The organism is Rhodobacter sp. Har01 (genome assembly GCF_020564565.1).
In the GTDB taxonomy this organism is placed as follows: domain Bacteria; phylum Pseudomonadota; class Alphaproteobacteria; order Rhodobacterales; family Rhodobacteraceae; genus Pseudogemmobacter.
The window spans coordinates 1-23,633 of the sequence record NZ_JAJCTD010000013.1 but is presented as its reverse complement, the minus strand read 5'-3'; the positions used below and the strand labels follow the sequence as shown (position 1 = coordinate 23,633).

Annotated in this window: 19 protein-coding genes and 1 pseudogene; 10 read left to right on the top strand and 10 right to left on the bottom strand. The window is 65.5% G+C overall.

Annotated elements, in window-relative coordinates:
• The first annotated feature begins 20 nt into the window (after positions 1 to 20).
• Complete coding sequence (locus LHP98_RS18405) at positions 21 to 1,697, top strand: aconitase X (RefSeq protein WP_227254019.1); 1,677 nt, start codon at positions 21 to 23, stop codon at positions 1,695 to 1,697.
• A gap of 4 nt (positions 1,698 to 1,701) precedes the next feature.
• Entirely contained in the window at positions 1,702 to 2,730 is a 1,029-nt protein-coding gene (locus LHP98_RS18400) for a trans-3-hydroxy-L-proline dehydratase (protein ID WP_227254018.1), read from the top strand.
• Between the two features lie 586 nt (positions 2,731 to 3,316).
• Here LHP98_RS18400 and LHP98_RS18395 read toward each other — a convergent pair.
• From LHP98_RS18395 to LHP98_RS18385, 3 genes are read right to left on the bottom strand one after another with little or no spacing between them, the layout of a single operon-like run.
• Positions 3,317 to 4,033, bottom strand: coding sequence for a GntR family transcriptional regulator (locus LHP98_RS18395; RefSeq protein WP_227254017.1), 717 nt, complete (start codon positions 4,031 to 4,033; stop codon positions 3,317 to 3,319).
• A gap of 19 nt (positions 4,034 to 4,052) precedes the next feature.
• Positions 4,053 to 4,940 (bottom strand): 3-keto-5-aminohexanoate cleavage protein, encoded by an 888-nt coding sequence (locus tag LHP98_RS18390; protein ID WP_227254016.1) that lies wholly within the window; start codon positions 4,938 to 4,940, stop codon positions 4,053 to 4,055.
• A gap of 1 nt (position 4,941) precedes the next feature.
• A complete protein-coding gene (locus tag LHP98_RS18385) occupies positions 4,942 to 6,252 on the bottom strand; it encodes an aspartate aminotransferase family protein (protein WP_227254015.1) in 1,311 nt (436 codons plus the stop codon).
• A gap of 214 nt (positions 6,253 to 6,466) precedes the next feature.
• Between LHP98_RS18385 and LHP98_RS18380 the strand changes: the two genes are divergently transcribed.
• The 3 genes from LHP98_RS18380 to LHP98_RS18370 are packed head-to-tail and all read left to right on the top strand — an operon-like array spanning position 6,467 to position 9,512.
• The gene (locus tag LHP98_RS18380) at positions 6,467 to 7,507 is read left to right on the top strand and encodes an ABC transporter substrate-binding protein (RefSeq protein WP_227254014.1); all 1,041 of its coding nucleotides are present in this window, start codon (positions 6,467 to 6,469) and stop codon (positions 7,505 to 7,507) included.
• Positions 7,507 to 8,727, top strand: a complete 1,221-nt coding sequence (locus LHP98_RS18375; protein WP_227254013.1) for an ABC transporter permease — start codon at positions 7,507 to 7,509, stop codon at positions 8,725 to 8,727. The genes LHP98_RS18380 and LHP98_RS18375 overlap by 1 nt, the downstream gene beginning before the upstream one ends.
• Positions 8,727 to 9,512 (top strand): ABC transporter permease, encoded by a 786-nt coding sequence (locus LHP98_RS18370; protein WP_227254012.1) that lies wholly within the window; start codon positions 8,727 to 8,729, stop codon positions 9,510 to 9,512. The genes LHP98_RS18375 and LHP98_RS18370 overlap by 1 nt, the downstream gene beginning before the upstream one ends.
• Before the next feature lie 137 nt (positions 9,513 to 9,649).
• Here the strand turns inward: LHP98_RS18370 and LHP98_RS18365 are convergent, their stop codons facing one another.
• From LHP98_RS18365 to LHP98_RS18340, 6 genes and pseudogenes are all read right to left on the bottom strand, one after another.
• Positions 9,650 to 10,273, bottom strand: coding sequence for a topoisomerase DNA-binding C4 zinc finger domain-containing protein (locus LHP98_RS18365; protein WP_227254011.1), 624 nt, complete (start codon positions 10,271 to 10,273; stop codon positions 9,650 to 9,652).
• 112 nt (positions 10,274 to 10,385) lie between these two features.
• Positions 10,386 to 11,523 (bottom strand): annotated as a pseudogene (locus tag LHP98_RS18360) (IS3 family transposase).
• A gap of 389 nt (positions 11,524 to 11,912) precedes the next feature.
• Positions 11,913 to 12,965, bottom strand: coding sequence for an ABC transporter ATP-binding protein (locus LHP98_RS18355; RefSeq protein ID WP_227254010.1), 1,053 nt, complete (start codon positions 12,963 to 12,965; stop codon positions 11,913 to 11,915).
• A gap of 3 nt (positions 12,966 to 12,968) precedes the next feature.
• Positions 12,969 to 13,817, bottom strand: a complete 849-nt coding sequence (locus tag LHP98_RS18350; RefSeq protein WP_227254009.1) for a carbohydrate ABC transporter permease — start codon at positions 13,815 to 13,817, stop codon at positions 12,969 to 12,971.
• On the bottom strand, positions 13,810 to 14,691 hold the full coding sequence (locus LHP98_RS18345) for a carbohydrate ABC transporter permease (RefSeq protein WP_227254008.1): 882 nt from the start codon (positions 14,689 to 14,691) through the stop codon (positions 13,810 to 13,812). Before LHP98_RS18345 ends, LHP98_RS18350 begins: the two co-directional genes overlap by 8 nt.
• A gap of 63 nt (positions 14,692 to 14,754) precedes the next feature.
• Entirely contained in the window at positions 14,755 to 16,026 is a 1,272-nt protein-coding gene (locus tag LHP98_RS18340) for an ABC transporter substrate-binding protein (protein ID WP_227254007.1), read from the bottom strand.
• 215 nt (positions 16,027 to 16,241) lie between these two features.
• Here LHP98_RS18340 and LHP98_RS18335 point away from each other — a divergent pair, with 215 nt between their 5' ends.
• Genes LHP98_RS18335 through LHP98_RS18315 form a run of 5 tightly spaced genes read left to right on the top strand, consistent with a single transcriptional unit; the run spans position 16,242 to position 23,133 of the window.
• The gene (locus LHP98_RS18335) at positions 16,242 to 16,985 is read left to right on the top strand and encodes an IclR family transcriptional regulator (RefSeq protein WP_227254006.1); all 744 of its coding nucleotides are present in this window, start codon (positions 16,242 to 16,244) and stop codon (positions 16,983 to 16,985) included.
• Positions 16,982 to 18,052, top strand: a complete 1,071-nt coding sequence (locus tag LHP98_RS18330) for a Gfo/Idh/MocA family protein (protein WP_227254005.1) — start codon at positions 16,982 to 16,984, stop codon at positions 18,050 to 18,052. Before LHP98_RS18335 ends, LHP98_RS18330 begins: the two co-directional genes overlap by 4 nt.
• 14 nt (positions 18,053 to 18,066) lie before the next feature.
• Positions 18,067 to 19,959 carry a thiamine pyrophosphate-dependent enzyme gene (locus LHP98_RS18325; protein ID WP_227254004.1) on the top strand — a complete coding sequence of 631 codons (1,893 nt, stop codon included), beginning with the start codon at positions 18,067 to 18,069 and terminating at the stop codon, positions 19,957 to 19,959.
• Positions 19,960 to 19,971: 12 nt separating this feature from the next.
• On the top strand, positions 19,972 to 21,417 hold the full coding sequence (locus LHP98_RS18320) for an NAD-dependent succinate-semialdehyde dehydrogenase (RefSeq protein WP_227254003.1): 1,446 nt from the start codon (positions 19,972 to 19,974) through the stop codon (positions 21,415 to 21,417).
• A gap of 12 nt (positions 21,418 to 21,429) precedes the next feature.
• Complete coding sequence (locus tag LHP98_RS18315) at positions 21,430 to 23,133, top strand: dihydroxy-acid dehydratase (RefSeq protein WP_227254002.1); 1,704 nt, start codon at positions 21,430 to 21,432, stop codon at positions 23,131 to 23,133.
• Positions 23,134 to 23,437: 304 nt separating this feature from the next.
• Here LHP98_RS18315 and LHP98_RS18310 read toward each other — a convergent pair.
• A partial coding sequence (locus tag LHP98_RS18310; RefSeq protein ID WP_227254001.1) for an integrase core domain-containing protein occupies positions 23,438 to 23,633 on the bottom strand: 196 nt, incomplete at its 5' end.

Genomic DNA, 23,633 nt, shown 5'->3' with positions numbered 1-23,633 from the left:
CGCCAAGGATATCAAGCGAAATGATCGGACAGGCCGTCATATCAGGCTCAGCGTCCGGCGCCATTCTGGCTTGCAGCGAAGGCCTCAGTTTCTGGGGCGGCGTCGATCCCGTGACAGGCATCGTGATCGATACGCACCATCCGCTTTGCGGGCAATCGATTGCGGGCAAGGTCCTGGTGATGCCGACCACGCGCGGATCGTGCAGCGGCAGCGGCGTGATGCTGGATCTCGCGTTGAACGGGATCGCGCCTGCGGCCTTCGTGTTCCGCGAGGCCGAGGATGTCGTGACCCTGGGGGCGATGATAGCGGGGAAGATGTTCGAGCGGCCTGTCCCGGTGCTGCGTCTTGATACCGAGGCCTTTGCGGCAGCGGTGGCAGGGCAGCATGCCACTTTGTCCGACGGCACCCTTGTCGTCGACGGAACGGCCTTGCCGCTGGAGCCGCTGGCCGTGGCAAAGCTGGACCTGTCCACCTTGGACCGGGCGATGCTGGCGGGCACGGACGGCCCGGCCCGACGGATCGCGATGGAGGTGATCTGCGCCATGGCTGCGCTGCAAGGAGCCACGGCCCTGGTCGATGTGACGCAAGGACATATCGACGGCTGCATTCTGGCCAACACCGCCAACCTTCGCTTTGCAGAGACGATGGCCGAGATGGGGGGGCGCGTCCGTGTCCCAACCACGATGAACGCGATTTCGGTCGATCATGGCAACTGGCAGAGCCAGGGAGTTCCGCCCGTTTTCGGCCTTCGCGCCGCCCGTCTGGCGGATGCCTACGTCAGAATGGGGGCACGCCCCACCTTCACCTGCGCGCCCTATCTTCTGGACACTGCCCCCGAAGCGGGCGAAAACATCGGCTGGTCGGAATCAAACGCAGTGATCTTTGCCAACACCGTGCTTGCGGCGCGGACGGTGAAGCATCCCGATTATCTTGATCTCTTCATCGCAATGACCGGCCGCGCGCCAATGTCCGGGGTCTACCTGCCCGCCAATCGCGCCCCCCGGCGGCGGATCCACATCGAGCTTCCCCAAAGCCATGATGATGCGCTTTGGCCCATGCTTGGCTACATCGCAGGGCAATTGGCGCCGAACAGCATCCCGATCTTGACGGGACTCGAGGCGACGCACCCATCCCGCGACGACCTCAAGGCGATGTGCGCGGCCTTTGGCACCACGTCCGCCGCGCCGATGTTGCATGTCGCGGGCCAGACACCAGAGGCTGCGGACTTTGCCGTACCGGCAGACCGGGTGACCGTGACCCGCGCGGACCTTGCCCGCGTCTGGGCCGAGCTGAACCAGGGCCCTCGGCAGATTGATCTGATCGCTTTCGGAAGTCCCCATTTCTCTCTATCGGAATGCCGGGCGCTGGCCGATCTGGCCCAGGGTCACCGGGCGGCAGGCACCGAGGTGATTGTCACGGTGGGCCAGAACGTGCTGCGCGATGCCCGCAACGACGGCACTCTGGCAAAGCTTGAGGCCTTCGGGGCACAGGTCTTTCCCGATATCTGCTGGTGTTCGATCACCGAGCCGCTGCTGCCACCCCAGGCGCGCAGCTTGATGACGAATTCCGGAAAATACGCCCATTATGCGCCTGGCTTGTCGGGCCGAGAGGTCAGGTTCGGCTCTCTGGCCGAATGCGTGGAAACGGCGCGGACAGGGGTTGCGCCCGCCTCCCCTCCTGGCTGGTTGAAAGGGTGACGCGATGCGCAGCAGCAAGACCATCCATGTGATCTCGGCCCATGCCGAAGGCGAGGTCGGCGATGTGATCGTCGGCGGCGTGCAGCCCCCGCCGGGTGCAACGCTGTGGGAACAGTCGCGCTGGATTGCGAAAGACCAGACCCTGCGCAACTTCCTGCTCAATGAACCGCGGGGTGGGGTGTTTCGCCATGTGAACCTTCTGGTGCCGCCAAAGCTCCCGTCGGCCGATGCCGGCTTCATCATCATGGAACCGGAAGACACGCCGCCGATGTCCGGCTCCAACTCGATGTGCGTCGCCACGGTCCTGCTTGATGCCGGGATCATTCCCATGCAGGAGCCGGAAACCCGCCTGGTGCTGGAGGCCCCGGGGGGGCTGGTCCACGTCCGCGCGACCTGCAGGAATGGCAAGGCGGAACGGATCTTTGTCCAGAACCTGCCCAGCTTTGCCGCCGATCTTGGTGTGACGCTCAAGGTCGAAGGCCTGGGCACGCTGACCGTCGACACGGCCTATGGTGGCGACAGTTTCGTGATCGTGGATGCTGCGGCACTTGGCCTGAAGCTGGTCGCGGAAGAAGCGCATTTCATCGCCAGAACCGGCGTGCAGATCACCAACGCGGCCAATCGACAGCTGCGGTTTCATCATCCGGAAAACCCGGACTGGACCCATTTCTCGTTCTGTCTCTTTGCCGGTCAGGTCAGCCGCGATGGACATCGGTTGACCGCCGGCTCGGCCGTTGCAGTGCAGCCCGGCAAGGTCGACCGATCGCCGACCGGGACGGCATTGTCAGCCCGCATGGCTGTTCTCCATGCCAAGGGAGAGATGGGTCTGGACGACCGTCTGACCATCGTGTCCGTCATCGGGTCCACCTTTGAGGGTCGCATTGTTGCGAAAACCACAGTGGGCGAACGGGCGGCAGTGATCCCGGAAATCTCTGGTCGTGGCTGGATCACGGGCATGCATCAACACATGCTTGACCCAGCCGATCCATGGCCCGAAGGCTACCGGTTGTCGGACACCTGGGGCGCAAGATAGACCCAAGGCCGACGCGGAGACCGAGCGCCTGTTGATTTCCACCCGGAAACGGGCCGGGCTCTCCATCGAGGCGTGAGCCACCTCGGACCGTGGACTTCGGATCATGCTGAGATCAAGGAAAGGCCTGTCTTCTTCCTCTTCCAGGCCAAGACGGCTGAACTTGAAGCGGAACGGACCCGGATCGGGCCTGTCGTTCAGTTTCCTGTGCGAATGCCCGTTATTTCCGACGTCACTCAACCAACGGAGCCTCTTTGCGGTGAGTGCCACGGAAATGATCCGCACCCGACGCATGGAGGCGGTGTTCTTGGTTGGAGGGCTACGACAATTCGGTGCCTGCCCCCTTGATGGGGGCCATTGGTTCGGCGGTTCATGAACGTCATCGCTTGGACCAGGCGATAAATGACACCGCGCAATCCGCGGACCTCTGCATCCCGCCCAACGCAAGACGTCCCGCCCCAGCCGTTCCTTTGAACAGAGCACACTCGCCATCGGTTCAATGGGCTGCGTTCAATCGTGGGCCCAAGGATGAAGGTCGCTCTATTCTGCATCTCGGGCTGGCCTCCGAAGCGTGTCGGTTCGGCTGGTGCTACCCTTTGCCCGGCTTCTTCCGACTGCCCCGCCGCCGCAGCGTAGGATCTGGCTGGTAGACGGCCAGGGAGCGCGCCATGATCTCGGCCGCTTCGGTCAGTTCGGCCACCACCGCCGCGCGGGCGGCAGCGCCGTCACCCCGCCGCAGTGCGGCAAGCACCTCGTCGTGGTGGTCCAGGCCCAGGCCCAGCGTGGTTTCGGTGCGCATCACGTTCAGGCAGGGCCCGACCCGCAGCCACAGGCTTTCGATCAACGGCACCATCAGCGGCGACCGCGCCGCCCGGTAGACGGTGAAGTGGAACTCGAGGTTCCAGCCGAGGTATTCGTCGGCCTCGGCCGGGTCCCTGGTCGCCAGCATCCGGTCCTGCAAGGCCTGCAGACGATCCAGCTCGGCGGCTGTCACGGTCTGCGCCGCCCATTCGGCCGCCTGGCCTTCAACCGCGCAGCGCACGCGGCGCAGGTCCATCAGCGCCTGGACGTCCAGCACCGGCACCTCGGCGCCATAGTAGGGGCGGTCCGCCAGGGCGCCCTCGGCGACCAGCCGCTGCAACGCCTGCCGCACCGGCAGCGAACTGGTGCCGAAGCGTTCGGACAGCCGCTTCACCACCATCCGCTCGCCCGGCATGATGTCGCCGCACATCATCGCCCGGCGGAGCGAATGGTAGACCGGCTCGAAGCTGTGGGTCAGGACGGGGCCGGCAAGATCATTGGGCATCACGGACTTTCTGCAATCATTACTTGCCGCGCGGGTCCAGGCCCAGAAGGCTGCGCGCCTCGGCCACGGTGGCGGGCCTTTGGCCCAGGGTCTCGACCAGACGGACCGCATCTTCGACAAGATCGGCATTCGAGGCAAGCACCCCGCGGCGGCGATAGAGGTTGTCCTCCAGCCCCACGCGGACATGCCCGCCCAGCAGCACCGACTGCGCCGCCACCGGGAACTGTTCGGCCCCGGCGCCGAAGGCCACCCATTGCGCGCCGGCGGGCAGCATCGCCCGCAGCGCCAGCATCGTGGCCGCATCCGAAGGCGCGCCCCAGCGCAGGCCCAGGGCGAACTGGAACAGCGGCGGCGGCGCCACCAGGCCCTGCGCCACCAGATCGCAGGCCAGCCGCATGTGGCCGAAGTCGAAGACCTCAAGCTCGGGCTTCACGCCCAGGTCGCGCATCTGCGCCGCCATCTGCCGCACCATGGGGGAGGTGCTGACATAGATCTCGTCGGCCATGCCCGAGTTGAAGCTGCCGCAGTCCAGGCTGCACATCTCGGGGCGCAGCTCGGCGATGTGCAGCATCCGCTCGGTGGCGCCGATCAGGTCGGTGCCCGGCGCGGGCGGCAGCGGGGTTTCGCCGTTGAAGATCAGCTTGCCGCCCATGCCGGCGGTCAGGTTGACGATCACGTCCCGGCCGGACTCGGCGATCCGCGCGGTGACCTCGCGATACAGCGCCACCTCGCGGCTGCCCTTGCCGGTGGCGGGGTCGCGCACGTGGATATGGACGATGGCGGCCCCGGCGGCGGCGGCGTCCAGCGCGTCGGCGGCGATCTGTTCCGGCGTCACCGGCACATGCGGGCTGCGGCTGGGGGTGTCGCTGTCGCCGGTCAGAGCGCAGGTGATGAGGACGGGGCGCATCTCAGCCCGCCTGCGGCAGGATCGACCGGTGATCGGTCAGGAAGCGGTCGAAGGCCTGCAACAGGCCCTCGGTCTCGGCCCGGGTATGCGGCAGGGCCAGGGCGATCATCCCGCGCGGGGTGACGTATTGGCCTGTCAGCATCATCTCCAGGTGCCACAGCTTGCCGGGGCGCTGGTCGCCGGCCTCGACGGCCGCCGGGGTCAGCTGATCGGCCGGCAGGAAGTGCAGGTTGAACAGCGATCCATGGCCGGAGGTGCAGGCGGCGATGCCGTGGCGGTCGATCATCGCCTGCATGGCGGTCTTCAGCTCTTCGCCCAAGGCGTTGAACGCGGCCGAGGCTTCGGGGGTCAGCACCTCGGTCAGGCCGACGTAGCCGGCAGTCATGCTGAGGATGTTGTTGTTGAAGGTGCCGCCATGGCCGAAGGCATGGGCCGAGGTCGGGTCGAAGCGGTCCATCAGCTCGGCCCGGCCGCCGAAGGCGCCGAAACTGACGCCGCCACCGATGTATTTGCCCAAGCTCATCAGGTCGGGCACGACGCCGGTGATCGCCTGCATGCCGTTGAAATGCAGCCGCGAGGTCATCACCTCGTCGAAGATCAGCAGCGCGCCGATTTCCTGCGTCACCCGGCGCAGCATCTTCAGGAAGGCGTCGGTCGCCCGGATGCAGCCGCCGCCGCCCAGCATCTGCTCAAGGATCACCGCGCCGATGCTGTCCTTGTGCGCCCTGAGCAGCGCCTCGGTGCCCTCGACATCGTTGTAGTCGGAAAAGACATAGGGAAACGGCAGGTTCAGCACCGAGCCGCCATGGGCAAAGGTCAGCACCCCGCCGTGATAGCCTTCGCGGAACACCATCACCTTGTCGCGCCCGGTGATCGCCCGCGCCATGGACAGCGCCATGATGTTGGCCTCGGTGCCCGAGTTGCAGAACCGCACCCGGTCCAGCGCCGGAAAGCGGGCCACCAGCACCTCGGCCAGCCGCGCCTCATAGGTGTTCGGTCCGCCTAGCGCGATGCCGCCCATCACCGTCTGCGCCATCGCGGCCATGATGGTGGGGTTGGAATGGCCATAAAGCCCGGCCGAGTATTCACTGACGAAGTCGGCGTAGCGGTGGCCGTCCAGGTCGGTGACATGCACGCCGATGCCGCCGGTCAGGGCCACCGGGAAGGGTTCATACCACAGCACCGACCGGGTATTGCCGCCGGGCAGGCTGGCCCGCGCCTGGCGGTGGCGGGCCTCGCTTTGCGGGTTGGCGGCCCGGTAGCGGGCGGTGGCGTCGGCGACGGCCTCGTCAAGGTCGGCATTGCGCAGCATTCGATCATCCCCTGCCCAAGTTGATCAACTAGTGCCAAAGCCGGCTGGGCCTGTCAAACCCAAAACTCGGCGGCGGCGGCTGCCGCATTTTCGGCGTCAACAAATGCAGGCATTCCGCTGCCCGTGACGCCGCTCAAGAGTCAATTGACAGGCCCATGAAGTTGATCAACTATTCACGACACAAGAAACCAACCCCAACAGGAAAGGTCCGGCCATGCGGCTCTCCCGATTGCTTTGCACCATTGCCCTTGCGGGCGCGGCCTCTGGCGCGCAGGCCGAAGGCACCGTCACCATCGTCGGCTGGGGCGGGTCGTGGAACGATGTCTACAAGATCGGCGTGACCGACCCGTTCACCGCCCAGACCGGCACCGCGGTGACGCTGGACGAATGGGACGGCTCGCTGGCCAAGATCCGGGCGATGAACGAAAGCGGCAGCGTCAGCTATGACGTGGTCTCGGTCGAGGCGCCGCAACTGGACATCGGCTGCGACGAGGGCCTGTTCGAGAAGTTGCCCGAAGCGGTGGCGGCTGAGGCCGACAATTACCTGCCCGGCACCTTCCACCCCTGCGGCATCGCCTCGGACACATGGGCCACCGTGCTGGTCTATGACGCCGCCAAGCTGGCGGATGGGCCGAAGAGCTGGGCCGATTTCTGGGACGTCGAGAAATTCCCCGGCAAGCGTGGTATGCTGGGGCAAGCGATGTACACGCTGGAAAATGCGCTTCTGGCCGACGGTGTGCCGCCGGCCGAGGTCTACAACGTGCTGCGCACCCCCGAAGGTGTGGACCGCGCCTTCGCCAAGCTGGACGAGATCAAGCCGAATGTGGTCTGGTGGACCAGTTCCTCGACCGCGGTGCAGAACCTGGATGCCGGCGAAGTGGTGATGACCGACATGTACAACGGCCGCATCACCTTTGAGAACGAGAACAACGGCAAGAACTACGGCATCGCCTGGGAGGCCGGGTTCTTCTACGGCACCGACATGTGGGCACTGGTGGCCAATGCGCCGAACGCCGATGCCGGGCGGGCGTTCCTGGAGTTCTTTGCCCTTCCGGAAAACCAGGCCGGCTTCCCGCGGCTTTACGGCTATGGCACCGGCGACAAACGGGTCTATGACCTGCTGACGCCCGAGCAGCGCGACCGCCTGCCCACCTCGCCGTCGCGGATCGGCTTCGGCGCGCCCTATGACTCGGCGTTCTGGGCGGAAAACCAGGAGTCCCTCGAGCAGCGCTTCAAGACCTGGCAGTCGCAGTAATGCCTTCGGTTGCCCCCGCGTCCCCGCTGACTGCGGCGCGGGGGCAACTTCCCTATCTGGCGATGGTTGCACCGCTGGTGGTGTTCGTGGTGCTGACGGTGATCCTGCCGGTGGCGCTGTTCCTGTTCCGCGCCGTCGACAACCGAGAGCTTCAGGCCAATCTTGCCGCTACCTCCGCCGCGCTGTCGGGCTGGACGGCCGAGCAGGGCCTGCCACCCGAGCCGGCCTTTGCCGCCCTGGTCCGGGACCTGGCGGCCGCGCAGGCCGCAGGCCACGCCGGCACGCTGGCGGCGCGGCTGAACCAGGCGGTGCCCGGCTCGCGCACCTTCATCCTCAAGACCGCCCGGCTGGCCGCCGAGGGCGCCCTGACCGGCCCCGATGTCCGCAGCGCCGTTCTGGCGGCGGCGAAGGGCTGGCAGAACCCGGCGCTCTGGTCGGTGATCGCGCAGGAACGCGGCCGCTTCACCGCCTTCTACCTGCTGACCAGCCTGGACCTGCAGCGCCATCCTGATGGCAGCATCGGCGCGGTTCCCGCCGAACAGGCGCTGTTCCTGTCGATCCTGTGGCGCACCATCGCCATCAGCCTGAGTGTAACGGCGATCTGCGCCCTGCTGGCGCTGCCAGTGGCGCATGTCATCGTCGCCGCCCCGCGCTGGGCGGCGGCCGGGCTTCTGGCGCTGGTGCTGCTGCCGCTCTGGACCTCGCTTCTGGTGCGCACCGTCGCCTGGATCATCCTGCTGCAGGGCGAGGGCCCGATCAATTCGACGCTGCAGGGCCTTGGCCTGATCACCGAGCCGTTGCGGCTGGTCTACACCCGCGGCAGCCTGGTGGTGACCATGGTGCAGGTGCTGCTGCCGCTGATGATCCTGCCCATCGTCTCGGTGCTGCGCCGCATCCCGCCTACCTACATGCGGGCGGCGCGGTCGCTGGGGGCGCCGTGGTGGACGGCCTGGCGCCGGGTGCAACTGCCGATGCTCCTGCCGGGCCTCTTGACCGGCTCGGGCATCGTCTTCGTCTTCGCGCTGGGCTATTACATCACGCCGACGCTGATCGGCGGGCCGGGGGACCAGATGCTCAGCAGTTTCATCGTCTTCTACACCGACAAGACGCTGAACTGGGGGCTGGCGGCGGCGCTGTCGGTGCAGCTTCTGGCGGTGCTGGCGCTGGCAGCCGGCGCGGTGGCCGCGGTGCGGGCGCTGGCCAGCCGGCGGGTGGCGTGATGCGGGTCGAGGTCTGGCGCGGCTGGCTGGCCTGGGGCATCACCGCGCTGGTGCTGGCCTATCTGGTGCTGCCGCTGTTCGTGATCGTGCCGATGTCGCTGACCTCGGGCACCAACCTGACCCTGCCGGTGCCGGGCTGGTCGTGGCGGTGGTTCGAGGTGGTGCTGACCGATCCGCGCTGGGTCCAGGCGCTGGGCAATTCTCTGGTGGTCGGCCTGGGGTCCACCGTCCTGGCCGTCAGTCTGGCCACCCCGGCTGCGGTCGGTCTGGTCTGGGGCCGGTTCCCGGGGCGAGGCCTGCTCTTGGGCTTGATCGCCACGCCGCTGGTGCTGCCGATCGTGATCCTGGCGGTGGCCTCGTTCGGCTTTTACGCCACCGTCGGGCTGATGGGGTCGCGGTCGGGGCTGATCCTGGCCCATGCCGGCCTGGCCGCGCCGGTGGTGCTGACCACCGTCATGGCCAGCCTGCAATCCTTCGACCGCGGGCTGATGCGCGCGGCCGCCTCGCTGGGCGCCTCGCCGATGACCGCCTTCCGCCGGGTGCTGCTGCCGCTGATCGCCCCGGGCGTGACGGCCGGGGCGATCATCGCCTTCATCGTCTCCTTCGACGAAGTGGTGATCGCCAGCTACCTGACAACCGCCGAGCAGCGCACGCTGCCGCGGATGATCTTCTCCGGTGTGCGTGAGTCGATCAGCCCTGCCATCGCTGCCGCCGCCGTGCTGCTGGTGCTGTTCTCTGCTGCCCTGCTGGCGATCGTCACCGCGCTGCAGCGCCGGAACGGCTGACGCCTGAAGAAACGTCCGCACAGGATCAGTGCGCGAACGCGTGCTGGCCGGACCAGCCTTCCCCACGGCGAATAGACCACACTCGCGGCCTCGCTGCAGACGCCAAGCTGCCCGGCCGAAAGACCGCTTCCCGACCCTCACGACTTCCATTTCAACGTCCGCGCTTTGCCGAGGCATTCCGGGTACCGGGCGCATCCGAAGAACTCTCCGTAGGGCCCGCTGCGCTCTACGAGCCAGCCGTCGGCGCAGCTCGGGCAGGCTTGGCAAACCGAGCCGCATTGGAAGCAAACCAAGCCGTCGAAGCCAGGCTGGTGACGCGGCAAACCGACGCTGCAAGATGGACACGCCGGCAATCGATTGCCGCAGAGTTGGACGTGTTCGCAGCGATACCAGGCGCTTCCGTCCTGGGCCGGCATGTAGATGAGACGGCCTGCACATTCACCACAGTTGTTGGCCTTCGCCTTGGCCTCGGTGGGGCCGGACACACCGTTGGAGGGATCGGCGAGCAGTTCCTTCACGAAAGAGGACGGGCGGGCTTCGGAAGCAAGGGCCGTCAGCGTCAGGCGGGCGCGGGTCACGGCCACAGACATGACTCGGCGTTCCACGGCATTTTCAAACGGCTCGGACTCGGGAGAAACCAGGCTCAGCAGCGGATCATCGACGATCTCCGATGGGAACCCCATCCGGCCGCTGTCAGCGCGCAAGAGGATGCCGTGATCGGCTTCCTGGCCCTTCGAGGAGCGGATTGTCTGATACCGCATTGCGAATGCCGGAGAGCGCCGTTGGAGGTCGGCAGTGCCCGGGTGGGGTCGCGGCAAGCCAGTCAGAGGGCTGGGTCACGGCCTGCCCCTATCGGGTGGTCCGGTTACAGTCTTAGTGCACTTCGGGTCTTGGCGCTACGGCTGGGGTGGCCGGCGAAGCGGCTCCGGATGTCGAAGCCGGCCACTGGTTGACCTCAGGAGCTGGCGGGCGATACCCCAGTGATGAGGGCGGGCGCTTGGTGTTGTAATGGCGGCGCCAGCGCTCGATGATGATCTTCGCCTCGGCGAGGCTGTAGAAGATCTCCCCTTTGAGCAACTCGTCACGGAACTTGGAATTGGAGCTCTCGCAGTAGCCGTTCTCCCAGGGGGGCCCCGGCTCGATGTAGGCGGTCTCCGCGCCGACGGCGGCGATCCACTCCTGCACCGCTTTGGCGGTGAACTCCGGGCCGTTGTCGGACCGTATGTGATCCGGCACGCCCCGCAGGATGAACAGATCGGACAGCACGTCGATGACGTCAGTCGATCGGAGCCTCCGGTCGATCTGGATTGCCAGGCACTCCCGGGTGAACTCGTCGATGAGGTTGAGCATGCGGAACTTCCTTCCATCGTGGGTCCGGCTTTCAACGAAGTCGTAAGACCAGACGTGGTTCGGACGCTCTGGCCGGAGACGGATGCAGGACCCATCATTAGCCAGAGTCGGCCCTTTTTTAGTTGCTTTTGTGGGACCTTCAACCCCTCCCGCCGCCAGATACGCTCGACCCGTTTCACGTTCACAGCCCATCCGGCTTCCTGAAGGAGCGCCGCGATGCGCCGGTATCCGTAGCGCCCGTATTGCGAGGCGAGCGCGATGATGTCCGCCGTCAGGGCTTCTTCATCGGCGCGCCCCTGCGGCGACTTCCGCTGTGTCGAGCGATGCTGCCCGAGCACGCGACAGGCGAACCGTTCCGAGATGTGGAACTTCTGCCTGACATGCTCGATGCAAGCACGGCGGCGGGCGGGGCTAAGAAGTTCCCCGAGGCAGCCTCGCGCAAGATCAGCTTCTCCAGCGTCAGGTCAGAGACCGCCTTCCGAAGACGCTCATTCTCCTTCTCCAGCTCCTTCAGCCGCTTCACCTGGTCGGACTTCAGCCCACCGAACTCCTTGCGCCACTGATAGTAAGTGGACTGCGTCACGCCGATCGAGCGCACGGCTTCGGCCACCGACTGGCCTTGCGACACCAACACGTCGACCTGCCGCAGCTTGGCGACGATCTCCTCCGGCTAGTGCTTCTTCTGGGACATTCCTTCATCCTCCAAATGGCTCGAAAGCTATACATCAGGAAGGACCACTTTTCAGGGGGCAGACCACGCGACGGCGTCAAAGGTGCTTGCGTTGGCACTCTCAGGACGCCAGAAGGAAGCCAGAGATATGCTCAGTGGTGAATTCTGCTCAAAGGCTGACATGGTGCTGAAGGCACTTAGCTTGTGGAAATTCGACCTCAAGATCCGCAACGGTGAACCTTTCTAGAGACGTTGTCTCGCAAACGACTTGAGTGAAATCACCTCATGAATCAAATTGGTAGCCGGATGAAGACGACCACTATCAACCCAAGGACTCTCGTTTTGAACGAGGGACGACCGGGGGGCAGGTCAAGCGCCGTTCAGAGAACCCTGCCGCTTGCGTTGAACCATTTGGCGCGCGTCCAGTCGATCTTCAGTGCGATGCTGCTTCGAGCGCGGAGCGCGGTTTCGCCGGGGAGTCTGACTGTCAGATCCAAAGGCAGTCCAGGCACACGCACATAGGCGTAAGTTTCAGCGCCAAGGCGTTCGATCAGCTCGACCTCGCCGGAAAGATCTGCCGACAGTCCGTCGACCACGTGGAGGTGTTCGGGACGTATGCCCAGCTCAGTCGCGGCCTCCTTGCCAGGCGGAACCGGGATTGTCGCCATGCCGGGCACTTCAAGTTGCGTTCCCAGCACACGCACCGGAAGGAAGTTCATGGCCGGAGCGCCAATGAACCCGGCCACAAATCGGTTTTCCGGATGCTCGTACAGGTCCATCGGAGAGCCGACCTGTTCGATCCTGCCGTCATTGAAGACGACGATACGGTCCGCGAGTGTCATCGCCTCGACCTGATCATGCGTCACATAGACCATCGTCGCCCCGAGGCCTTGATGCAAGCGAGCTATTTCCAGCCGCATCTGCACGCGGAGAGCCGCGTCGAGGTTGGAAAGCGGTTCGTCGAAAAGGAAGACTCTGGGGTTGCGGATGATTGCGCGGCCAATGGCGACGCGCTGGCGCTGGCCGCCCGAGAGTTCGCGCGGGTAACGGGTGAGGAGGGGGGTGAGGTGCAGCGTCTCGGCCACTTCGGCGACACGTCTTGAGATCAGGGCGCGATCCTGCTTCTGCAACTGGAGGCCGAAGCCGATGTTATCGGCCACCGTCATGTGCGGAAACAGCGCGTAGGACTGGAAGACCATGGCGATGCCGCGGTCGGCGGGGCGGGTGCGGGTGACATCGCGGCCGTCAAGCCGGATCGCGCCGGAGGTCGCATCCTCAAGCCCCGCGATTATGCGCAGGGTGGTGGACTTGCCGCAGCCCGACGGGCCAACGAAGACGACAAACTCGCCATCGGCGATGTCGAGGTCGAGGCCCTTGATCACCTGCACCTGGCCAAACGATTTGCGAAGGTCGGAAAGCTGAACCCGTGCCATGGATTATCCTTTGACCGCGCCCATGGTCATGCCTTTGATGAAGAAACGCTGGAAGAAGAGGAAGACCAGCAGCGTGGGCAGGCTGGCCACCAGCGACAGCGCGCCCTGCACCCCCCAGGCAACCGAGTACTGGCCCTTGAGGTTGACGATGCCGATCATGATCGTGCGCTTGTCGTCGGACTGGGTGAAGATCAGTGGCCAGAGGAAATCGTTCCAGATCCAGGTGAACTGCAGCGTCGCCAGCACCGCCAGCGCGGGCAGCGACAGGGGCAGGACGACGCGCGTCAGCACCTGCCATTCGGAGGCGCCTTCCATGATCGCCGCCTCGCGAAGGGCATTCGGCACGGTGGCGAAGAAGTTGCGCATCATCAGCGCGCAGATCGGCAGGCCCAGCGCGGAATGGACGATGATGACGGGCCAGAGCGTGTCGATCAGGCCCATGCCGTTGAACATCCGGAACAGCGGTACCAGGATGACCTGGGGCGGAAAGAACATCCCGGCGACGATGATGAGGAAAAGCGCGTTCGATCCGCGGAACGGCAGCTTGGCGAAGACATAGCCCGCCAGTGCGCCCAGCGTGATGGAGACGGCGGTGGCCGGCAGCGTGACCAGCACGGTGTTCAGGAAGTAGCGGTGCACCGCCGGATTGCCCAGGACCTCGGCGAAGTTGCCCAGGTACAGGCTGGCGGGCAGCGACCACAGATCGCCCATCGAGATGTCGCGCGTGGTCTTGACCGAGGACAGCAGCACCCCGACCGTGGGCAGGAGGAACAGCACCGCCAGCACGCAGAGGATGACGAAGATCGTCGCGGGCCAGGGGTTGAAGCGGCCCTGCGGCGCAAGGTCAGCCATAGATCCGGTCCACCTTGCGCAACTGCCGGAAATAGAGGCCGATGATCGCCATGGCGATCAGGAACAGCACCACCGAAATCGCCGCGCCATAGCCCATCAGGTATTTCTTGAAGCTTTCGTTGTACATGTGCATGGCCAGGGTGTCGGACGAATTGAACGGCCCGCCGCCCGTCATGATGTAGAGGATGTCGAAGCCTTTCAGAGAGTTGATGACCGACAGCGCCACCACCACCACGGTTGACGGCGCCAGGAGCGGCAGCACTACGCGGCGGAAGCGCTGCCAGGGCGTGGCGCCCTCGATCTCGCAGACCTCAAGCAGGTCGCCGGGAATGGCGGTCAGACCGGCCAGATAGATCACCATGGCAAGGCCGGTCTGCTGCCACGACCAGGCCACGATCACCGACCAGAGCGCCGTGTCGGGCTTGGCCAGCCAGGCGTATTTGTATTTCTCGCCGGTGACTTCAGTGATGATGGTGTTCAAGAGGCCCCAGTCGGCCTGGTAGATCCAGATCCAGATCTGGCCGACGATGACCGCCGACAGGCAGATCGGCAGGTAGAAGATGCTTTTGAACACCCGCGCGCCCAGCACGCGCGAATCCAGCAGCAGCGCCAGTGCCAGCCCCAGGGTGGTGGGCAAGACGATCGCGGCAACCATCCAGATCGCGGTGTTGATGGCGGCTTGCAGGAACAGCCGGTCGCTTGCGATCTTGGCGAAGTTGTCGAACCCGACAAAGCTGTAGTTCGGGTCAAAGCCGTTCCAGTCGGTCAGGCTGTAGTAGAACGAGCTGAACAGCGGCCAAAGGACGAATATGCCGAACACACCCAGAGGGGCGGCCAGAAGAACGACGCGCCAGAAGCGGTTGTGCTGTTCCATCCTGCCCCTTCCCGGTCTTGGCTTCGGGCCACCCCCGCAAAGGGGCGGCCCGGGGCCAGTCTGTCATGTCTTGAAGGCGGCTTCTGCGTCCGCTGCGACCTGGGTCAGGATAGCCTCGGCCTGGGAAGGATCGTCGATAAAGCGGGTGAACATCGACAGGCCAACCTCGGCCACCGGCGGCGGGGTTGCCAGATCGTAGTTGAAGGCGAAGGCTTCGGCCGCCGCCACGGTGGCGGCGGCCTTCTGCATCACTACGTTGTAGCTGGCCGGGTCCACGTTCACGTTGGCCGACAGCGCGCCCTGCGCATTGGCCCAGGCGGCCTGGACGCCCGAATCCGAGACCATGAAGGTCAGGAACTTCTCGGCGCCTTCCATGTTCGCGGCATTGCCCGCGATCACCAGCCCGTCCACCGGGCCCACGACAGCGTTCGGCACGCCGTCCTTGACCTTGGGGAATTCGAAGAAGTCGTAGTCCTGCCCCGGCACCAGCCCGTTGCCGTTCCAGTAGCCGGTGATCCAGGTGCCCATCAGCGTCATTGCCGCCTCGCCGCGCGCCACCTTGTCCGAGGCATCGGTCCAGTCGTCGGCATTGGCGTTTTCGACGAAACAGCCCTTGTCGAACAGGTCTTTCCACATCGCTAGCGTGGCCGCGACTTCGGGGTCGGAGTATTTGGCCTCGCCCGCCATCAGCTTGGCGCGATAGTCCGGGCCGGCCGTGCGCAGAAGGAGGTAGTCGAACCAGAACTGCGCCGGCCAGCGGTTCTTGGACCCCAGCGCGATGGGGGCCACGCCCTTGCCCTTCAGCGTTTCGCACAGCGCCAAGAACTCGTCCCAGGTGGCGGGCGGCGCGGTCATCCCGGCATCGGCCAGGACCTTCACGTTGTAGAACATGCCGGCGTAGTGATAGTTGAACGGCACCAGATAGCGCTTGCCGTTGTACAGCGTCGCGCTGTCGGCAACCGGCTTGGCGATGACCGCATCCAGGCCGTTCGCGGCCCACATTTCATCGATCGGGTGCAGGGCGTTCGAATCGACGATGAATTGAACCCGCGCGCCGGCCCAGTAGCTGAACACGTCGGGCAGGCTGTTCCCGGCGGCGCGGACCAAGATGTCCGTCTTGAAATCCTCGTGCCCGACCGGGCTTTCCTTCATGGCGATGCCGGTGGCCTCGGTGAACTTCGCCACTTGCTCGTTGAAGGCCTTCAGGCCCAACTCGCCGGTGAAGTAGTGGCTGATCGTCACCTCACCTGCCTGCGCCCAGGCCATACGGCCCATGCCCAGCATCGGGACCGCAAGCGAGCCGAGCAATACCCCGCGCCGACTGATCTGCTTCATCTCTTCCTCCCAAGAAGTTTTCATATGCGGCACTTTATTCCGCCGTCCTGCCGTTGATCGCCAAGAATTGCCCCTATGTCAACAAAGTATTGCATAGCGCGCCATAATGCGAGAAAGATTGGCTGCGGCATGGTAAGGGAGAGGAAAGTTGCGCTATGACAAACTATTCGTTTAACATAGCGCAAATTGATACAATGCGAACCGGAGTTCGTCCCATGCGCCTGCTGCAATCCCTGTCCCGTGGCCTTGAAGCCCTGACCTACATGACCGCCCAGCCCGGCACCGTTCGCCTGACCGATGTGGCCGAGGCGCTGGGGGTCGACAAGTCGAACGCGGCGCATCTTCTGAAGACGCTGGTGGCCATGGGCTATGCCGAGCAGGACGATGGTCGCCGCTACCTACCAAGCGGCAAGCTGGCCGGCCGTGTGCGCACCGAGCATACCCTGGAAGAGATTGTCGCCGTCAAGGAGGCCTGGCGCGGCACGCTAGAGTCGCTGGTGACCGAGACCGGCGAATGCGCTCATCTGGCGGTGCTGGTGGGATTGCGCGTCTGGTACATCGACAAAGTGGACAGCCCCTTGCCGTTGAAGGTTGACCACCCGATCGGCGCGCTGTCGCCCCTGCATTGCACCGCACTTGGCAAGGCCTTCCTGAGTTTCGGGCATGCGCAGATGCCGGAGGACCAGCCCGCCTTCACGCCCCTTACCCTGACCACCCGCCGCGCGCTGGTGGACGAGATCGAGCGCACGCGCGCCCGGGGCTATTCGATCGACGACGAGGAATTCGCCAGAGGCATCCGCTGCGTCGCCCGGCCGATCTACGACAAGTCAGGCGCGATGATCGCCGCCATCGGCGTCTCGGGCCCGTCGGTTCGCGTCACCGATGCCCGCCTGCATGAACTCGGCCGCATCGTGGCCGCCGCCGGACTGGGCGGAGTACAGAAGGAACCCCTGACATGACCCCTACGCCGCTGCGTGTCGGACTGATCGGCACGGGCCGGATTTCGGACCTGCATGCCATCGAATACCTGCACAATCCCGATGCGCGGATCGTGGCGCTGTGCGACCGCGATACAGGCCAGGCGCGGGACAAGGCGGCGGCCTGGGGCATCCCGGATGTAGCGGTCGATGACGACATCGACGCCTTCCTTTCGCGACCGGACATCGACCTGGTCGAGATCCTGCTGCCGCATCACCTGCACCTGCCGGTGGCGCTGAAGGCGATGGCGGCGGGAAAGATCATCTCGCTGCAAAAACCGATGTGCCTCGACATGGCCCAGGCCGACCAGCTGGTTGCCGCGGCCGAGGCCCATGACCGCCCGGTGAAGATCTTCGAGAACTTCATCTTCTACCCGCCCGTGATGAAGGCCCGCACGCTGATCGATACGGGCGCGATCGGCACGCCGCTGTCGATCCGCATCAAGTCGAACCCCGCCCGCAGCGCGACCGCCTGGGAGGTGCCCGCCGCCGCCAACGCCTGGCGGCAAGAGAAGGGCCATGCCGGGGGCGGCCCGCTGGTCTTTGACGATGGGCACCACAAGTTCGCGCTGGCCTGGCATTTCATGGGCAACCCGGAGGAAGTTCACGCCTTCATCGGCGATTGCGAGGGACCGGGCGGCATCCGCTTTGACGCGCAGTCGATGGTGTCCTTCCGCTTCCCCGGCAACCGGGTGGGCAACCTGGAGATCGTCTATTCGCCCGACATGGAGCTGATGACGCGCCACTACGCCCAGGACGACCGGGTTGAGATCTCCGGAACAGCCGGGGTGATCTTCATCAACGGCGGGCATGGGCGGCTGGGGGCGTCGCCGCCGGTCACGCTGTATCGTGACGGGGCGCTGACCACCTATGACGTGCCGACGGGCTGGGAACACAGCTTCATCCAGTCGACCCGTCACTACATCCATGCCCTGAAAACGGGCGGCGCGCCCGTCCTGACCGCTGCCGAAGGCCGGCAGGTCCTGCGCTTTGCACTGGCCGCCGAACAATCGGCCCGCGAAGGCCGGACCATCCGGCTGGACGGCTGACCGGGGGCACAATCATGAATGCACAGTCGCACCGTTTCGCCGACCTCCCCTCGTCCGAGGCGCGCGCGCGTTTCCTGGCCAAGGCCGGCGGCTTGTCGGCTTTCCTGGCAACCGATGGGGCCAGACCGACTGTCACACTGCCCTTGGCCGAGGCGCTGATCCTTGGCCTGATGCGGCAGGGTGTGACCAAGTATCTGGCGATCTTCGGCCATGGCTCGACCGCGCTTGCCGACGTGCTGCGTGTATATGAGGCCGCCGGGCTGGTACGCTGCTGGCAGTTCCGCAACGAAGTGGAGATGGCCCATGCCGCAACCGCCTTGTCCTGGGTCTATGGCGAGGTGCCTGCGGTCGTGACCTCGATCGGGCCGGGGGCATTGCAGGCGATGTCGGCATCGCTGGTGGCCAGTTCCAACGGCGTGGGCGTCTATCATCTGTATGGCGATGAGACGACGCACGGTGAAGGTTACAACATGCAGCAGGTGCCGAAGCCGGCACAGGGTGGCTTTTCCCAGATATCCTCCCTGATGGGGGCCTCTTACACGCTGCATAGCCCGGGCGCGCTGCGCGACGGATTGCGGAAGGGTGCGTCTTCCGTCTTCCATCCGTGGCGGCCCGGGCCCTTTTTTCTGAACATGCCGATCAACACGCAGGAAGCGCCGGTGACCTTGCGCCTGGATGCCCTGCCCGAACGCCCGCGGTTTCCCGCGCTGGCCCCCGCCGATGACCGGGCGCTGACCGAAGCGGCGCAGGCAATCGCCGGTGCGGCACGGGTGGCAATCAAGGCGGGCGGCGGGTCGCGCAGCGCGGCCGGCGCCGTCCGGCGTCTGGCCGAGGCTGCAGGGGCTGCCGTTGTCCTGTCTCCCGGGTCGGTCGGCGTTCTTCCCGATTCCCATCCGCAGAACCTGCATGTCGGCGGCTCAAAGGGGTCGATCAGCGGCAACTGGGCGATGGAGGAGGCCGAGCTTCTGGTGGTGATCGGCAGCCGTGCGGTGTGTCAGGCGGATTGCTCGGGCATCGGCTGGCCCAAGGTGCGCCGCGTGATCAACCTGAACGCCGACCCGGTTGACGTGCAGCACTATAACGCGACGCTTGCCCTTTCGGGCGATGCCGCCGTGGTGGCGGACCGGCTGGCCAGTCTTCTGCAGGGGTTGGAGCGCGCACCCGCCAAGACCGAATGGCTGGATGCTGCGGCGAAGAAGAAGGCCGAGTGGCAGGCGTTCCGCGCAGCCCGCGCGGCCCGTCCAGCGCTGACCGATCCCGTCTGGCCGTGCCCGGTGATGACGCAGCCGCAGGCCATTGCCGCGGCGGAGGCCTGGTGCCGTGCAAAGGGCGCGCTGAAATTCTTCGATGCGGGCGACGTGCAGGCCAACGGTTTCCAGATCGTGCAGGATGACGCGCCGTTCCAGACATTCACCGAAAGCGGCGCGTCCTACATGGGCTTTGCCGTCTCGGCGCTTCTGTCTCAGGGGTTGGCCGAGAAGGGGCGCTATGGCGTGGCCTTTACCGGCGACGGATCGTTCATGATGAACCCGCAGGTTATGATCGACGCCGTGGCGCATGGGGTGCACGGCACGATCCTGCTGTGCGACAACCGCCGCATGGCCGCGATTTCGTCCTTGCAAGACGCGCAGTATGGCGTGAACTGGCGAACCCACGACGGGGTCGAGATCGACTACCTTGCCTTCGCAAAGGCCGTGAAGGGCGTTGCGGCCTTCGACGGTGGCACCTCGCCCGAGGCGCTGACCGGCGCGCTGACCCGCGCCCGGGCCCATCCGGGCCTGAGCCTTGTGCATGTTCCCGTCTATTACGGCCCCGATCCGGCCGGTGGCATGGGGGCCTACGGGCATTGGAATGTCGGCAACTGGTGCGCGGCCGTTCAGGCCCGCTACGCCGAAACCCTGATTTGACGGGAGAGAGCGATGTATTCCGCGCAGGGGCTCTTTCTGGGTGGCCAGTGGTGCCCCGCCGCCGATGGGGCGTCCATGCCCGTCCACAGCCCGGTGACCGAGGTCAGGATCGGCACGATCCCCGTCGCGACCGAAGCCGACCAGGACATGGCCCTTGCCGCCGCCGCCCGCAGCTTTCCCGGCTGGGCGGCCACCCCGGCCTGGGACCGCGCCGCGATCCTGCGCCGGGCGGCCGATCACCTGCGGGCCAACGCCGACGGACTTGCCCGGGTGATGTCGACCGAAACCGGCAAGCCCCTGGCTGAGGCGCGGGCCGAGGTCAACGCCAGCGCCGATCAGTTCGAATGGCAGGGCGAGGAGGCCAAGCGCATCTATGGCCAGACGATTCCGGGCCGGAACCCACATGAACGCCTGTCGGTAAGCTATCAGCCCGTCGGCCCCTGCCTAGCGCTGTCGGCCTGGAACTTTCCGATGCTGCTTCCCGCCCGCAAGATCGCCGCGGCGCTGGCCGCCGGGTGCAGCGTGGTGGCCCGCCCCGCCAGCGAGGCGCCGGGCAGTTGCTTTGCCCTGGCCGAGGCGCTGGGTGCCGCGGGGCTGCCCGCTGATGTGCTGTCCATCCTGACCGGCCCCGCCGTGCCGATGGTGGAACGGCTGATCCGGTCGCCCGTGATCCGCAAGGTCTCGCTGACCGGGTCGGTGCCGGTCGGGCGTCAGGTGCTGCGGATCGCGGCGGATGACGTGAAGAAGGTGACGATGGAGTTGGGCGGCCTTGCGCCGGTGATCGTCCACGCCGACACCGATCCCGTGGCCGCCGCGCGCAAGCTGGCGGCGACCAAGTTCCGCAACTGCGGACAGGTCTGCATCTCGCCCTCGCGCTTCTATGTCCACCGCGCGATCCTGCCGGCCTTCGAAACCGCCTTTGCCGAGGTCGCCCAAGGCCTGCGCCCCGGTGACGGGCTGGACCCGGCCACCACGATGGGGCCGATGATCCGCGCCCGCGCCGTCGAGATCGCGCTGTCCCTGATCACCGATGCCCGCGACAAGGGCGCGCGCCTCTTGGCCGGGGGCAACCGCCCAGCACATCTGAACCACGGGCATTTCCTGGAGCCTACGGTCCTGGCCGATGTGCCCGACACCGCCCGCATCATGCGCGAGGAACCCTTCGCGCCCGTCGCCCCCATCGCCGCCTGGGACAATTTCGACGATGTGATCGCCCGCGCCAACTCGACCGACTTCGGCCTTGCCGCCTATGTCTTCACCGAAAGCGCCACCCTTGCCGCCCGCACTGCCGATGCGCTGGAAGCAGGGATGGTCGGCATCAACGAAACGCTTCTTGCCACCGCCGAGGCCCCCTTTGGCGGCACCAGGCAGTCAGGTTTCGGGCGCGAGGGCGGCAGCCTTGGCATTCTTGACTACCTGACGCCGAAATACACCCGCCACCGGCTGAGCCTTGCCTGAAAGGACCCTAGAATGACGAAACCCAAGGGGCTTGAGAACGGGCTGACCAACTACGGCGACCGCGACTTCGCGCGCTATCTGCGCCGCTCCTTTGCCAAGTCGATGGGCTATACGGGTGTGGCACTGGACAAGCCCATTGTCGGCATCTGCACCAGCGAGTCCGGCTTCAACAACTGCCACCGACATTTCCCCGAGATGATCGAGGCGGTGAAGCGCGGTGTCCTTGCGGCGGGCGGTTTGCCCGTGACCTTTCCAGTGATCTCGCTGGGCGAGGTGTTCCTGTCGCCCACATCGCTTGTCTATCGCAACCTGATGGCGATGGCGGTGGAAGAGATGATCCGTGCGCAACCGATGGACGCCGTCGTGCTGATGGGCGGCTGCGACAAGACGGTGCCGGCGATGCTGATGGGGGCACTGTCGGCCGACAAGCCCGCCGCGATGGTGGTGGCCGGACCGATGATGACCGGCCGTCACCGGGGTGAGCGGCTGGGGGCCTGCACCGATTGCCGCCGCTTCTGGGGCAGCTTCCGCGCGGGAAAGGTCTCGGCCACCGAGATCGACCAGGTCGAGGGGCGGCTGGCCGTCACCTCTGGAACCTGCGCCGTCATGGGAACCGCTTCGACCATGGCGCTGATGGCCGAGACCATCGGAATGATGCTGCCCGGATCGGCCGCCATTCCGGCCGTCCACGCCGACCGGTTGCGCAACTGCGAAGAAACCGGCGCGCTGGCCGCGCAGATGGCGCTGACCGGCGGACCCCGCCCGACCGAGGTCGTGACGCCCGCCGCCATCCGCAACGCGCAACGCGTGTTGCTGGCGGTCTCCGGCTCGACCAACGCGGTGATCCACATGGCCGCAGTGGCCGGCCGGATCGGCATGAAGCTGGATTTGGACGACTTCAACCTGCTGTCCGACGAAACGCCGGTGCTGGTCGACCTCAAGCCTGTCGGCGTGGGCTACATGGAGGATTTCCATTATGCGGGCGGGCTGGAGGGCGTCTTGCGCGAGATCGCTCCGCAGCTGGAAACCGGAACCCGCAGCATCACCGGAGAAACCTTGGCCGATCGGCTGGCCCGCCCTTTGCCCGACCCGGTTGATCGTGCGGTGATCCGCGAGGCATCAAGCCCGATCTCTTCCGTAGGCGGCCTTATCGCGCTGCGCGGCAGCCTTGCGCCCGACGGTGCCATCCTTAAACGCGCAGCCGCGACCGAGACCCTTCTTGAACATGAGGGGCGCGCGGTGGTCTTCACCTCGCTGGAAGACCTTGCGGCAAGGATCGACGATCCCGGTCTGGACGTGACCGCCGATGATATCCTTGTCTTGCAGAATGCCGGACCCAAAAGCCCCAGTGGCATGCCCGAGGCCGGCTACCTGCCGATTCCGAAGAAACTGGCCCAGGCTGGGGTGAAGGACATGGTCCGCATCTCGGATGCCCGGATGTCGGGCACGGCATTCGGCACGATTGTCTTGCATGTGTCCCCCGAGGCTTCGGTGGGTGGACCGCTGGTCCTTGTCAGGAATGGCGACTGGATTCGTTTGTCCGCCAGCGAAAAGCGGATCGACCTGCTGGTTGATGCCGCGACCATGGCCCAACGCGCGACAGAGGCGGCCGGATCAGGCTACCGACCGACGCGCGGATACGCGCGGTTGTATCATGAGCATGTCACATCGGCGACCGAGGGCTGCGATTTCGATTTCCTGGAGCCAAGAAACTGAGACCTCCTGTACGCCGAGTGGGCCTGTTCTTGCAGGTGCTGCAAGTCGACTGAATTACCCCTTTGGAAGGAAAGTCCGTTACGGTTGACTGGCGGTGGTCTGCCCCCTGAAAAGTGGTCCTTCCCGATGTATAGCTTTCGAGCCATTTGGAGGATGAAGGAATGTCCCAGAAGAAGCACTAGCCGGAGGAGATCGTCGCCAAGCTGCGGCAGGTCGACGTGTTGGTGTCGCCTGTCCGTCGTCGAGAGATTTGGAACAGTCGACCTGATTTTGGAGCAGAGGGCTCTGGCTCACCTGTTTCAGGCTATGCGGCTTGACGCTGATGGTTCAAGCGGCGGTTTTGGATGGTTTGCTGTTTGATGCGTCTCCTTTGGGCCAGGATGGTTTCACCGCGACCGAAGTAGACATCAGCCGGGGTCAGGTTGCCGATGCTCTCGTGACAGCGGTGGTTGTTATAGTGATCGATGAAGGCGGCGATGGCGGTTTCAAGTTCGCCCTTG